The 14,065-nt window shown below is 58.3% G+C and carries 9 protein-coding genes, 3 rRNA genes and 1 pseudogene (1 of these 13 only partly in view); 7 read left to right on the forward strand and 6 right to left on the reverse strand.

Annotated features, from left to right (window positions below):
- The 5 genes and pseudogenes from AO353_RS11115 to AO353_RS32085 form a co-directional block, all read left to right on the forward strand.
- Window positions 1-399 (forward strand): 23S ribosomal RNA (locus AO353_RS11115) (it extends 2,493 nt beyond the left edge of the window).
- 160 nt (window positions 400-559) lie between these two features.
- A 5S ribosomal RNA gene (gene rrf / locus AO353_RS11120) occupies window positions 560-675 on the forward strand.
- Window positions 676-780: 105 nt separating this feature from the next.
- Window positions 781-897: ribosomal RNA gene (gene rrf / locus AO353_RS11125) — 5S ribosomal RNA — on the forward strand.
- A 373-nt stretch (window positions 898-1,270) separates the two neighbouring features.
- Window positions 1,271-2,296 (forward strand): annotated as a pseudogene (locus AO353_RS32080) (cache domain-containing protein); the annotation flags it as partial.
- A 69-nt stretch (window positions 2,297-2,365) separates the two neighbouring features.
- On the forward strand, window positions 2,366-3,151 hold the full coding sequence (locus AO353_RS32085; protein ID WP_371917687.1) for a methyl-accepting chemotaxis protein: 786 nt from the start codon (window positions 2,366-2,368) through the stop codon (window positions 3,149-3,151).
- Between the two features lie 72 nt (window positions 3,152-3,223).
- Here the strand turns inward: AO353_RS32085 and AO353_RS11135 are convergent, their stop codons facing one another.
- The 6 genes from AO353_RS11135 to AO353_RS11160 all read right to left on the reverse strand — a co-directional run bounded on the left by AO353_RS11135 (window position 3,224) and on the right by AO353_RS11160 (window position 11,113).
- The gene (locus AO353_RS11135; RefSeq protein WP_054594981.1) at window positions 3,224-3,691 is read right to left on the reverse strand and encodes an SRPBCC family protein; all 468 of its coding nucleotides are present in this window, start codon (window positions 3,689-3,691) and stop codon (window positions 3,224-3,226) included.
- A 29-nt stretch (window positions 3,692-3,720) separates the two neighbouring features.
- Window positions 3,721-7,182, reverse strand: coding sequence for an amino acid adenylation domain-containing protein (locus tag AO353_RS11140; protein ID WP_054594982.1), 3,462 nt, complete (start codon window positions 7,180-7,182; stop codon window positions 3,721-3,723).
- Between the two features lie 14 nt (window positions 7,183-7,196).
- Window positions 7,197-8,126, reverse strand: coding sequence for a diiron oxygenase (locus tag AO353_RS11145; protein ID WP_054594983.1), 930 nt, complete (start codon window positions 8,124-8,126; stop codon window positions 7,197-7,199).
- A complete protein-coding gene (locus AO353_RS11150; RefSeq protein ID WP_054594984.1) occupies window positions 8,123-8,899 on the reverse strand; it encodes a DUF3050 domain-containing protein in 777 nt (258 codons plus the stop codon). The genes AO353_RS11145 and AO353_RS11150 overlap by 4 nt, the downstream gene beginning before the upstream one ends.
- Before the next feature lie 736 nt (window positions 8,900-9,635).
- Window positions 9,636-10,406: a thioesterase II family protein gene (locus AO353_RS11155; RefSeq protein ID WP_237142976.1), complete on the reverse strand. Its 771-nt coding sequence runs from the start codon at window positions 10,404-10,406 to the stop codon at window positions 9,636-9,638.
- Entirely contained in the window at window positions 10,403-11,113 is a 711-nt protein-coding gene (locus AO353_RS11160) for a GntR family transcriptional regulator (RefSeq protein WP_054594986.1), read from the reverse strand. The genes AO353_RS11155 and AO353_RS11160 overlap by 4 nt, the downstream gene beginning before the upstream one ends.
- A 271-nt stretch (window positions 11,114-11,384) precedes the next feature.
- On the opposite strand from AO353_RS11160, the gene lapG reads away from it, so the two are divergent.
- Together lapG and lapD are read left to right on the forward strand one after the other, a co-directional pair.
- Window positions 11,385-12,077 carry a cysteine protease LapG gene (gene lapG / locus AO353_RS11165; RefSeq protein WP_054594987.1) on the forward strand — a complete coding sequence of 231 codons (693 nt, stop codon included), beginning with the start codon at window positions 11,385-11,387 and terminating at the stop codon, window positions 12,075-12,077.
- Between the two features lie 14 nt (window positions 12,078-12,091).
- On the forward strand, window positions 12,092-14,038 hold the full coding sequence (gene lapD / locus AO353_RS11170) for a cyclic di-GMP receptor LapD (protein WP_054594988.1): 1,947 nt from the start codon (window positions 12,092-12,094) through the stop codon (window positions 14,036-14,038).
- The last annotated feature ends 27 nt before the right edge of the window (window positions 14,039-14,065 follow it).

Here is a 14,065-nt window from a genome sequence, read left to right on the forward strand (position 1 = left end):
TCGGCTCATCACATCCTGGGGCTGAAGCCGGTCCCAAGGGTATGGCTGTTCGCCATTTAAAGTGGTACGCGAGCTGGGTTTAGAACGTCGTGAGACAGTTCGGTCCCTATCTGCCGTGGACGTTTGAGATTTGAGAGGGGCTGCTCCTAGTACGAGAGGACCGGAGTGGACGAACCTCTGGTGTTCCGGTTGTCACGCCAGTGGCATTGCCGGGTAGCTATGTTCGGAATAGATAACCGCTGAAAGCATCTAAGCGGGAAACTAGCCTCAAGATGAGATCTCACTGGGACCTTGAGTCCCCTGAAGGGCCGTCGAAGACTACGACGTTGATAGGTTGGGTGTGTAAGCGCTGTGAGGCGTTGAGCTAACCAATACTAATTGCCCGTGAGGCTTGACCATATAACACCCAAGCAATCTGCATGCTTCGAGAGAAGAGCCAGATTGCGGTGTGTGAAGACGAAACGAACCGAAAGTTCGAGCTGCTCACAAACACCGAGATCTATCACATACCCAATTTGCTGAAGCGAGACCAACAGGTCACGACTCAGTACCCGAATTTCTTGACGACCATAGAGCATTGGAACCACCTGATCCCATCCCGAACTCAGCAGTGAAACGATGCATCGCCGATGGTAGTGTGGGGTTTCCCCATGTGAGAGTAGGTCATCGTCAAGATTAAATTCCGAAACCCCAATTGCGAAAGCAGTTGGGGTTTTGTTTTAAGTAGAAGTCACCAATTTTGCCGGCACGTATGCTTCATACGGGCTGGTCACAGAATTTCTTGACGACCATAGAGCATTGGAACCACCTGATCCCATCCCGAACTCAGCAGTGAAACGATGCATCGCCGATGGTAGTGTGGGGGTTTCCCCATGTGAGAGTAGGTCATCGTCAAGATTGAATTCCGAAACCCCTGTCTGCTTACGCAGACAGGGGTTTTGTCATTTCAGAGGCCGCTAAAGGCTTCAAGCTCCCCGTGAAGACCCTGCCGCCTCGCCCTCCTGCGCGATGATTGGTGCAGAGCGCCTGTGCTGCATGATCAAGCGTCATCAAAAAAACGTAGGTTGAAAGCTCTAGCACGCCATTTAGCGGGTTCATGCAGGGAAAGACGTGCGTTTTGCATAAAAGCCTAAGTTTTCTCGGATCTGTGCCGAAAGACTGGTGAGACATGCGTGCACCAAAGTAGAGCCGCCTTAGAACGGTCTACGGCGTCACATGGAATGTTGCACCCGGAACGCATCCCCACTCCTTGCATAAGAAGTCCCATGAAATGAATCTCAAGTTCAGCCATAAAATCCTTTTGGCCGCTTCAGGCGTAGTGGTTCTGGCTTTTGCGTTGTTCACTTTGTACAACGACTACCTGCAGCGGAATACCATCCAGCAAAACCTCGACTCCTCCGTCCAGCAAGCCGGCGATCTGACGGCCAGCAGCGTCCAGAACTGGCTGAGTGGGCGAATCCTGGTACTGGAAAACCTCTCCCAGAACGTCGCGCACCAAGGCGCCAACGCAGACTTTGCCGGGCTGGTCGATCAGCCGGCCTTCACCTCGAATTTCCAGTTCACCTACGTCGGTCAGTCCAATGGCGTGTTTACCCAACGTCCTGACGCCAAAATGCCCGATGGTTACGATCCACGTCAGCGCCCTTGGTACAAGCAGGCCGTAGCTGCCGACAAAACCATGCTCACGCCGCCCTACATGGCCGCTGTTGGCGGGCTGGTGGTGACGATCGCCATGCCGGTGAAGAAGAACGGTGAACTGCTTGGCGTCGTCGGTGGTGACCTGAGTCTGGAAACCCTGGTGAAGATCATCAACTCGGTGGACTTCGGTGGTATCGGTCATGCGTTCCTGGTCAGTGCTGACGGCCAGGTGATCGTCAGCCCGGACAAAGACCAGGTGATGAAGAACCTCAAGGACATCTACCCAGGCTCGAACGTACGCATCGAGCGGGGGAATCAGGAAGTGCTCCTGAACAAGCAGGCGCGCATCCTGTCCTTTACCCCGGTTACCGGCTTGCCGAATGCTGAGTGGTACATCGGCCTGACGATCGATAGGGATAAGGCTTATGCGCCACTGAGCAAATTCCGCACGTCGGCACTGATTGCGATGTTCATCGCGGTGACCGCAATTGCCGTGCTGCTGAGTCTGTTGATTCAAGTGCTGATGCGTCCACTGACCACCATGGGCCGTGCGATGCAGGACATCGCTCAAGGCGAAGGCGATTTGACTCGCCGTCTGGCGGTGGAAAGCAAAGACGAGTTTGGTGAATTGGGCGGTGCCTTCAACCAGTTCGTGGAGCGGATTCACGCGTCGATTTCCGAAGTGTCGTCGGCCACGCGCCAGGTACATGACCTGTCGCAACGGGTCATGGCGTCGTCGAATGCTTCGATCATCGGCTCTGATGAGCAAAGCGCACGGACCAATAGCGTGGCGGCAGCGATCAACCAACTGGGTGCGGCCACTCAGGAGATTGCCCGTAACGCAGCGGACGCGTCGCAACACGCCAGCGGTGCCAGTGAGCAAGCTGACGACGGTCGTCAGGTGGTGGAACAAACGATTTTGGCGATGACCGAGTTGTCGCAAAAAATCAGCCTGTCGTGCACCCAGATTGAAACCCTGAACGCCAGCACCGACAACATCGGGCACATCCTCGATGTGATTAAAGGCATCTCGCAGCAGACCAACTTGCTGGCTCTCAACGCGGCCATCGAAGCGGCGCGGGCGGGTGAAGCCGGACGTGGTTTCGCGGTGGTGGCGGACGAAGTGCGCAACCTGGCCCATCGCACTCAGGAGTCGGCAGAGGAGATTCACAAGATGATCACCTCATTGCAGGTCGGCTCGCGTGAAGCGGTATCGACCATGAATGCCAGCCAGGTATCCAGTGAGGAAAGCGTCGAAGTGGCGAATCAGGCCGGTGCGCGGTTGATCAGCGTGACCCAGCGGATCACCGAAATCGACGGCATGAACCAGTCGGTTGCGGCCGCAACGGAAGAGCAGACGGCAGTGGTGGAAACCCTGAACGGTGACATCAATCAGATCAACCTGCTGAACCAGCAGGGCGTGGCCAACCTCAACGAAACATTGAAGGATTGCGATGCCTTGTCGCTGCAGGCCAACCGCCTGAAGCAACTGGTAGATAGCTTCAAGATTTAAACCGTTGCATGGATGCAAAAAAACGCGATGAAGTCGGTCTGACTCATCGCGTTTTTTTATGGCGAAAATTCCCTACGCAAACAAATTGCGCGCGTTGCTCATCGAGTCATCGGCAAACCCCTGCACGAAGTCCTTGAACCCCGGCATTGCTTCTGCGCCGCCCTGGGCGGGTTCTGCGATGATGGTCCAGGTTGCGCGCGACTTGCCGGCGCTCAGGGGCTCGACACTCATGGCAGCCCACAACTGACCAACGCCCAAGGTGTTGTAGACGGTAGTCCAGGTCATGCTCAGCGCCTGGTCGTCGCGGGAGTTGAGTTGTTCGACGACCAGGTTGCCGTCCTTGAAGAACTTCTTGCGCAGCGACGACACACCTTCGCCGGTCATCTCGATGTGCGACAGCGCCGGGATGAACTTGTCGAAGCCGGCGAAGTTGCCGACCACTTCCCAAACCCGCGACGCCTCGGCGGGTATTTCCACCGACGACACAACGTGGCAGCCGTGCGGGTTTTTGATCAGGGTATCGGGTTGCAGAGTGCTCATGGTCTTGCTCCATTTCTACGGGTGGTGAATCAGATGAAGTTGATTTCTTTCAGGTAGTCGCAGCCGCGACGCAGCAGCGCCGGAGACTTTTGCGGGTAGTGCGTGCCCATTTGCTGCACACCGGCCTGGGCATTGGCGTGGCCGATCATCGAGATGTCGCCGATGTCCTCCTCGAAGCCGTTGAGGTAGAAACCCAGCACGCCAAACAACGCGTTATCGCTGTCGACCCGACCCAGTTGCTGTTGCCAGTCGGCGACGCTGACCATTTGAAACTCGCGGCCGGCCTCGCGGAACGAAGCGACGTAGGCGTCCCAGCTCAGCGGTTCGGGGTTGTGCAGGTTGAACACCGCCTGTTCGGGCTGATAACGGCTGGCGTGAAAGGCGATGAAGCGGGCGAGGAAGTCCACCGGCATCAAGTCGAAGTTCAGTGCGAACTCCGGCACCTGGCCGAGCTGGATCGAGCCTTTGAGCATCAGCATCAGACGGTTCTTGTGCGGCTGGCAGACGCCGGTGAGGCTGTTGAAACTGATGTTGCCTGGTCGGTAGAGGTTGACCCGCACCCCGCGCTCGCGAGCACGCTCGAGGATCCGTTCGCCGACCCATTTGGACAGGTTGTAGCCGTTCTTGATGTAGATCGGCGGAGTCTGCGCGGCGGGTTGTTCGAGCACTCGCCCCTCGGCGTCGATGGTGCTGGAGGCCGACAGTGTGGAGACGAAATTGAAGATCTTCTTGCTGCGCCCTTCGCAGAGCCGCAAGCACTCGAAAATCGGCTCGACGTTATCCCGTGCCAACGACTCGTAATCGAGTACGTGGTTGACGTTGGCGGCGTTGTGCACCAACGCGCCGAACTCCCGATCCAGCCGCTCATATACCTCCGGCGTCAGGCCCAGTGCCGGTTGCGTGATGTCCGCTGCGTAGACCCGCACCCGAGTCAGGTCCAGATGCTCCAGACGGTTCTCACGCAGCGATTCGGCGAAGCGCTGCGCAGCACTTTGCCCGGCACCGTCACGCACCAGGCACGCGACTTCGCTGGCGCCCCAGGCCAGCAGCGCTTCGACGATATGCACGCCGACGAAGCTGTTGGCGCCGGTAACGATGACCTTGTGCACATCGCCCATTCGGCTGACCGGCAAGGGCTGTACATCGAGCTCGCGGAAGGCATCGGCCAGGGCTTTTTCGCTGAGCACTTCTTCACCGACAGAACCTCTGACCAGCGTGGCCAGCCTGGCGATGGTCGGGACTTCGATGAAGCGGTTGATCGAGATGCTGCGTCCGAACTGCTCGCGTATTTGCAGCAACATGCGCGACAACAGGATCGAGTGCCCGCCCAGATTGAAGAAGTTTTCGTCGGTGGAAATGTCGCCTGCCGGCAACTCCAGCAGATCGGCCCAGAGCTCCAGCAGTTGCGCCTCGTCGGCGGACTCGGGTAACCGACGCTGAAGGTTTTCGAGGACACTGACCGGCATCGCCAGCAGCGCCCGGCGATCGACTTTACCGTTGCTGGCAAAAGGCATGTTCGCCAACTCAGTCCAGGCGATGGGCTGCATGTAGTCCGGCAAGAACTGCTGGGCGTGAGCTTTCAGCGCTTCGCGCGCTGCGCCTGGCTGGTCTTCCTGGGGTTGTGCGAGGAACGCCAGAATCCTTCGATGACTGTCGATCACTACGGCCACCTGGCGGAACAACTGACTGTCGCGCAAGCAGCGTTCGATCTCCTCCGGTTCGACCCGATAGCCGCGGATCTTCACCTGATTGTCTCGTCGTCCACAGAGCTCGATGCCGTCGGCGGTCCACTTCGCCATATCGCCGGTGCGATAGGCACGCAAACTTTGGCCGCCCGGCAAGGGCAATTGCAGGTAGCGCTCGGCGGTCTGCTGCGGGTTGTTCAAATAGCCCAGGCACACCCCCGGGCCGACGATGTACAGCTCACCGACGGTCTGCTCGGCCACGGGCTGAAAGTTCTCGTCGAGGATCAGCACCTGGCTGTTGGCAATCGGTGCCCCGAGGCTGCGATTGCTATCACCGACTTGCAATTGTCGGGCGGTGATCAGCACTGTGGCTTCGGTCGGGCCATACAGATTGTAGAGCTTGCCTTGCTGGGTCAGCTGTTTGATCACATGGGGTTCGCAGACGTCGCCCCCGGTCATCACATGTGCAAGGTCGCGCAACTGATCCAGCGGCAGAATGCTCAGCAGCGCTGGCGGCAAAAACGCGTGGCTGAGCTGATGATGACGGATCAACTCGACCAGTTGCAGCGGGTCACGACGCTGGTCGTCGTTGGGTACGATCAGCTCGGCGCCCTGGATCAGCGCCGGAAAAATATCGATCAACGAGGAGTCGAAACTCAGCGATGAAAACTGCAACACCCGACTCCGCTCCGTCAGCCCGACGTAATCGGCATACCACGCGGTGAAGTGCCCCAGATTGTTCTGGCTGAGCAACACGCCCTTGGGATGACCGGTGGTGCCCGACGTGTAGAGCGCCATGCACGGCGCCTGGCTGCCGGGACGCAGGCGCATCAACGGCAAGCAGGGATTTGCCTCGCGGGCGTCGATGCCAGTGATGTCGAGCCCGGGCATCTCGTCGCTTAATGGGTGCTGGCCATCGTGCAACAACAGCACGGCGCCAGCGTTCTCCAGGATGTACTGCTGACGTTGCAGCGGATGGCTGGGTTCGAGTGGCAGGTACACCGCGCCACTGCCGAGGATCGCCAGAATGCCGGCGAACAATGCACTGGATTTCGGCAGGCAAATACCCACGACCACCGGTCCCTCAACCGCCCGGTGCTGCTCGATCAATGGCAGCAGCCGTTGTTGGATTGCCAGGCTCCGGGCGTACAAGTCGCCATAGCTGAGCACCTCACCGGCAATGTGCAGCGCCGGGCGTTCACGGAAGGTTTTGAAACTCTGTTCGAGCCGCTCGATCATCGGGATTTGCCCGAGTTGCAGCAGCTGCGGTTGCGCGTTGAGGTTTAGCCGGTGGGCATAGGCCAGACTCTCCAGCGTCAACAAGCTTTCTTCACGCTGATGACGACCGGGCGTGGCCGTTGCAGCTTGCGTGAAGTACTCGGCATCGCGGGAAAAACGGCTGACCTCAAGCGCCACGCGGTCAACCAATTCAGCGATGACTCTCAGGAGCAGCGCCTGGCCATTACCAGAGGCTTCGTCGGCGACGGGGACGCGAGCGATCAGTCGCTGGTCGCCGCTCGATATGTAGCGGCACAGCACGTCGATAGGCGGCAGACCGCTGGCGTCTTCAGGTCCCAGGCCCAGGCGCACGCTCAGTTGTGCGCACTCGCCCTGGTCGCGCAGACGTTGCGCCGGAATGGCCAGGCTGCCGTCATCGATCAGCAGCTCGGCGTTACCGACCGGTTGTTCGCTCAGGGTGTGGCTGTCGCTCAATCGCGTCAGCGTATGGCCGTGTTGTTCCAGCTCCAGCGCCAGCTCATTCAAGGCCTGGCTTTGACCGATGAGCAGAATGTCGAGACGTCTCATGATGTTCTCCTCGGCTAGATCAGGTAGTCGCTCAAGGCGTCTTGCACGCACGGTGAATCGAGCAGCGAACTGCTGCGGAAAAACCGCACGATGTTGGCAACCAGCGGGTGATGGCGATTGATCGGGAAGGCCAGGCCTGCCACTTCGCTTTTGAGTGCGGCCTTGGCGGCATCGCTGATGTGCAGGTGTTCGATCAACCGGAAATCGAACGATTTCTGAATGTCGTTAGTCAGGTAGTGAGTGATGAATACCGGCAGAATCTTCGCGATCAGTTGGCGGTCGTCTTCGTTAGCCGAGTGCCAATAGATCCGAACCAGCCGTGACCAGAACCCCGAGTGGCGGCCCTCGTCGAGCAAGTGATCAGCCATCAGGCCCTTGATCGATTGCTTGACCGTGTCGTCCTTGGCGAATGCCGCGACGTCGTTGGTCACGGTGCTTTCCGCGATGGCCACGCAGATCAGCTCAACGGCGCTGCGCAGATGTTCCGGGGCCAGCGCCAACGCTGCAGGAATTGCCCGGCTCAGCTCGATTTCATGCGGCAGTTCGATCGGCGTGATGCCGGTCATGGCCACGGTCTGCTGCATGAAATCCATCGCCACCAGCGCGTGGTAATCCTCATCCACCACCACGGTCATGGCGTCATAGCGACAGGCGAACGGGAAGGGCACGGCGAAGCGATTCTTGGCGATGCTGCGGGCGGTCTTGTCGACGATTTCGGTTTCGAAAATCACCACGTCGTTGATGAACTTGTAGAGCGTCTGCACCAATGCGAAGTCGCGTTGTTCCGGGCATTCGCGGACAAAGGTTTCGCTCAGTACCAGCGGTTGGCGGCTCAAGGGATAGATCAGTTTGTCGTCGTTTTCGACCATGCGCCGCGGACGTGTACGGATAGTCGCGCGGTTTTCCCAGGCGTCGGCGAAGGATTGGTAGTCGGCGGCGTTCATGCGCTCACCTCGGCGACTGATTCACGCATGCTCAGGCGCAAGCCGTCCCACAGTGCGATACGGCTTTCCACAGCGGCGATGGCTGCGGCATAGACGTCTTCTTGTCGTTGCGGATCGCCATCGACCAAGCGTTCCAGGAGTGTTTCGGCGGCGGGGCCGTGGTCTTCGGAGTCGACTTCGATGTGCCGCTCCAGGTAGTAACGAAAGGTCGGCGCCTGTTCGATGCCTATGCCCCAATCGTCGAGAATGCGTTGGAACATCTGTGGAATGACGCTTTCACGGCCATGCAAAAACGCTGCGGCAACGCTGTGCCCCGGCGCATACAGCGCGGTGTGCAAGGTGTGCCGGACGAAGTTCGATGCGGCCGGGTCGACGTCCACGCTTTGCAGGGCGACGTCGTAGCTCACGCCTTCCTTTTGCAGGGCGACGAAGCGCTCCACGGCCGCCGTGCTGGCGCCGATTTCGCGCATCGCATCCAGGTACAACTCGAAATGGCTGTAGTGACCGTGATCGAGTCGGTCATCGGACTCTTCGCCAAGGACGATTTCGTTGATCAGGCGCGCCGCTTGAGGGTCTTGGGGCGGTAGCCAGGGCAGCTGCACGCACGTGAGTTCCTGTTGCAGGCGTTTGGTCAGTGACATGAAGTCCCATACAGCAAATACATGGGTTTCCATAAAGCGTTGAAGTATTGACAGTGAATGGATCTCGGCAAAGATAGGGTGAGCGCTCAGGGCTGCTTTTTTTTGGTCGAGAAGTGCTTTATTGGGTTTCATGAGAGACCTATAAGTTGTGAGTTAAGTTGTTCGATTGGCAGAGGTTTATTAGGCGAGTTCAAACACGGTGCGGCCTGATCTTTTTAATAGGCGAACAAGTACCTCAAACAAACGTTGATGCAGTTCATGGCGTTGGCGGACCTTGCCAGGCAAGGCGTTGCGTGTGTCGATGGTGCTTGGCGGTCAGATGCCGAGATAAGTCTTACAGACCTTGGCATTGACCGTGCCGACAAGTACGCGGGAGCTTGAAGTTGTCGGCGGAGAAAAATTAATACATGAAACAAGTAGCGGGCAAGTGTTTTTTATAATATTTGTCAAGTGTATTTTTTTTGGCGCGACAAGTTTCGATAAAACTTCTGGATTAAGTTTTATTGGGATGAAGTTGTTCCTTCCGGCTTATATAAGTCAGAATTTAAATGAGTGAATGCCTCACTCGGAGCAACTTTGTATCTGGGGAGTTGATGTTTTTTTTGATGTGGTGGGCAGGAGGAGGGCACGGCCCATCTCTTCCCGTCCTTTGGCAAGCCTCCTTTTGTTCGTCCATCACGCGAGGGCTGTGCAGGCAGATTTACACGCCGCTCGTCCTTTTTTAGTCGGCAAGCCAAGAGTGAGCCCAAAAAACCAGTACTGCTATCACTGGCGCAGGGAGGGGCAGGGGTTTTCAGGGGGGGAAGAAGGGATTGGTGTCGCCAGCGCTTCTCGAGAACCTGTGCCTCATGGCGCAGGCGTCAGGTGCTTACTCGCTGAGCAGGCCCAGATGGGTGTTGATAATCTGCAGCAGACGATGGCGCTGAGTGGTGGTGAAAAAATGATTACCGGTCATTTCTATCAGTTCGAATTCACGGCGAGTGAATTCGCACCAATTGACCATGCTTTCAAGGGGGGCCAGCGGATCGTCGCTGCCGTAGAAAGCAGTCATCGGGATGTGCAGGCTGCGACTGGAAGGGTCGGCCCAGGACTCGAGCAGTTTCAAGTCACTGTGTATCAGTGCTTCGAAGGCGGCGAGTTGATCGCTGGCTGTTGCATCGAGAAGCGCACCTGGGCTTGAGGGTGCATAACTGTGCCGGATGTTCGGCAGACTATGCTGCGGCGCAGAGGCGGGTCGGGTATCCGGGCTACGGCAACCGGAAATGAACAAGTGACGGGTTTGCCCCGGGCAGTGGGTTTCACTCAACTTGGCCAGCTCGTAGGCCAGAATTGCGCCCAGGCCATGGCCAAACAGCGCATGGGGTTCGGACAAGTAAGGTTGTAGCGCCGCAAAGGCGTCGACCAGCAGCGGTGGCCATTGTTCGTAGCGAGTCCGGTTCTGCGGATTGTCATGGCCGGGAAGCCTGAACGCGAGTAGTTCAATGTGCTCGCTCAGCGCTTGAGTCCAACTGCTGAACTGCTCGGGGTCGGCACCAGCTTCGCCGAAGCAGATCAGCCTGACGTCCGTCGTCTGGCTGGCGCTGATCACGGTCAGCCATGGAGTGTTCCGGGTGTGCACGGCTTTTCTTGTACGATTCACGTCGATGATTTCTTGCCCTGAGGTTCAAGGCTGTTCAGGTAACGCGTGATGACCTCGACACCCCGGTTCAGGTGGTTCTGAAGCTTTGTTACGGTTAGCGCGATGTCTCGGGCTTGTGCAGCGAGCAGCAGGTCACGGTGATCTTCCTGGGACAGCTTGCCGAGCCCCATGGCTTCAAGGTTGAAGCGCAGAAAGCGTTCCTCTTCCCACAGACCGCCTTCCACCAGGCTGAGGAGCCTGCGGTTGGGCGCCTTGCGGTATAGCGTCATGTGGAACAAACGGTTAAGCCTGCCGATCTCGGCATAATCGGTCTGTGTTTCGAGGTCGTCGATATAACGCTCGGCCTCGGCAAAATCTTCGTCGTCGAGCAGCGGGATCGACAGGCGCAGGGCCTCGGACTCCAGCAGGATACGCAGGGCATAGGTTTCGGCGGCGTCACCTTCGACCAATGGTGCGACAACCGCGCCTTTGTGTGCGACAACATGCAGCAGTGATTGCGCCTCGAGCTGGCGCAAGGCTTCGCGCACCGGCATGCGACTGACACCGAACAGGTCGGCCAGGTCTTGCTGGCGCAGCGCGGTACCGCAAGGCAAACGGCCGTCGAGAATCGCCGAGCGCAGGGTTTCCTCGATCACCGATCGCGCAAGGTGAGCGGGGATTGGGCCGCTGACCGGGATAGTACTTAAAGGGTTGGGCTTCTGTGTCACGACAACGCACCCTGATTAAAATGAAAAATATTGGATCCAATGCACACTAGTGACTGCCTTGCTGGTTGTCAAACCGGCAAAACAAATCAGTTTCCGTTAGTTTTATGCCACTGGCATTGCCACCGAACAGAGCATCACTGGCTACGTTTTTTTCAACTGCTTGCGCTTTCTCAAGTTTAGCGTGCTCGCGGTGATTGCACCGTGCCATTGTCTTTTATCCATCAAGGCTTCACCATCCATCGATTTCCAACCGCCCTTTGGACTCACTGCATTGCAGGCACGTTTCGCTCTCCCTCGGCCCCTGCGCTGGTTGTGTTCAGCACTGCTGATTGCTGGCGTCTTGCTGGGCGGTCTGCATGCCGATTGGGATTTTTCGCTGATCAGCCGCCGGGCCGAAACATTGTACGGGCCGTTGGGTGAAGGCAAGCAACGAATCGATGCCTGGCAACACCTGCTGGCGGCACAGAAGCAAACTCCGGAGCCGGAACAGCTCAATGTGGTCAACCTGTTCTTCAACAAGCAGATGCATTACGTGGAAGACATCGACCTGTGGCACGTCGAGGACTACTGGGCGACACCGATCGAAGCCTTGTGGAAGGGTGCTGGCGATTGTGAGGACTATGCGATCGCCAAGTATTTCAGCCTGCGCCATCTTGGGGTTTCCAGTGACAAATTGCGCATCACTTACGTCAAGGCCCTGCGCCAGAATCGCGCGCACATGGTCTTGACCTACTATTCAAGCCCGGACGCCATGCCGTTGGTACTCGACAGCCTGATGGATGCGATCCAGCCGGCCAGCCAGCGCACCGATTTGCTGCCGGTCTACTCCTTCAATGCCGAAGGGCTTTGGTTGCCGGGCGCCAAGGGCAATAAAAAAGTCGGTGACACCAAGCGTCTGTCCCGTTGGCAGGATGTGTTGAAGAAAATGCAGGCCGAAGGATTTCCGGTCGAGACGACTCACTAGGAGCATGCGCTTAGATGTCTTTGTTCAAACAACTGTTGATCGCTATCTGTCTGTTCCTGGTCGTCGCCTTCAGTGGCAGCTTCATGGTCGGCCTGGAGAGTTCGCGGACCCAGTACGTCAATCAGTTGCGCTCCCATGCGCAGGACGCAGCGACCGCGCTGGCGCTTTCGCTGACGCCGAGCATCGATGACCCGGCGATGGTCGAGCTGATGGTCAGCTCGATCTTCGACAGCGGTTATTACGCGAGTATTCGCGTGGTCGACCTCAAAACCGACAAAGCCATCGTCGAGCGCAGTGGCATTCCGGAAGTCAGCAGCGTGCCCGGCTGGTTCGTCAAATTGATCGCTCTGGAACCTGCTGGCGGTGATGCGCTGGTCAGCCGTGGCTGGGAACAGGCGGCCAGGGTCGAGGTCATCAGCCACCCGATGTTCGCCGTGGCCAAGCTCTGGCAGAGCGCTCTGGGCAGTCTGGGATGGTTGCTGATCTGCGGCGCGTTAAGCGCGGTACTCGGCGCACTGTTACTGCGTCGACAATTGAAACCGCTGGATTACATGGTCAAGCAATCCCACGCCATCGCCCGTCGCGAGTTTCTCAGCCTGCCCGAGCTGCCGCGTACCCCGGAACTGCGGCGCGTGGTGCAGGCGATGAACCAGATGGTCGAGAAACTCAAGGCGTTGTTTCAGGAGCAGGCTGAGCGCAGTGAAAAACTGCGGGTCGAGTCCTATCAGGACACCCTGACGGGATTGGCTAACCGGCGTTATTTCGAGATGCAATTGAACGCCCGGGTAAGCAACCCGGAGCAGGCCAGTTCGGGTTATCTGTTGCTGTTGCGGGTCAAGGACCTGGCCGGTTTGAACCAGCGTCTTGGCGGTCAACGCACCGACCAGTTGCTGCGGTCGGTCGGTGAGCAATTGTCGCGTGAGTGCGCCAGATTCCCGGAAACCCAGAACCTGGTGACGCGTATTCGCGGTGGTGAATTTGCCGTGCTGGCGCCTGGTCTGGTGCGCGAAGAGGCGCTGCAACTGGCGCAGAGCCTGGACAGCGCGCTGGCCAGTCTGTACGCAACCGGGGCGACTGATGTGGCGTCGGTGGCGTCGATCGGTTTGGCGCCGTTTGCCCATGGCGACACACCGCAGGCGGTGTTGAGCCTGGCGGATCAGGCGTTGTCACAGGCGGAAGCCGAGGGCGAGGTGAACTGGGCGTGCCTGGATCACGGCGCAGCGGCCATTGTCGGCGACGATCACCATGCGTGGCATACCTTGCTCGATCAGGCACTGAATCAGCAGCGATTCGAGTTGTACTTCCAACCGGTCGTGGCCAGTCAGGACACGCAGTTGGTGCTGCATTACAAAGTGCTCTCGCGCTTGCTCGATGAGCAGGGCCAGACCATCCCTGCCGGGCGCTTCCTGCCGTGGCTGGAGCGTTTTGGCTGGACCGCGCGGCTGGACCGTCTGATGCTGGAACGGGTGTTGGCGCAGATGGCGGGCCATGAAGACTCGCTGGCGCTGAACCTGTCCGCCGCCACCCTGGCGGATCCGCAAGCCCTGAATAAAGTCTTCGAAATCCTGCGCGAGCATTCCAGTCTGGGACCACGCTTGACCCTGGAGATTGGCGAAGAGCAATTACCTGATCAGGCCGTGCTCGAACAGCTGACCCGTCGTCTGCGTGAGCTGGGCTTCTCCCTGAGCCTGCAGCGCTTTGGCGGTCGCTTCAGCATGATCGGCAACCTGGCGCGGCTGGGACTGGCCTATCTGAAAATCGATGGCAGTTACATCCGTGCCATTGATCAGGAAAGCGATAAGCGTCTGTTCATCGAAGCCATCCAGCGCGCCGCCCACAGCATCGATTTGCCGTTGATTGCCGAGCGAGTGGAGACTGAAGGGGAGTTACGGGTGATTCGCGAGATGGGTGTGTACGGCGTGCAAGGGCAGTTGTTTGGTGAGCCGAAGCGTTGGCAGTAAGGCTTGATCGTTCCCACTCTGCGTGGG

It is taken from the genome of Pseudomonas fluorescens (assembly GCF_001307155.1).
GTDB lineage: Bacteria > Pseudomonadota > Gammaproteobacteria > Pseudomonadales > Pseudomonadaceae > Aquipseudomonas > Aquipseudomonas helvetica.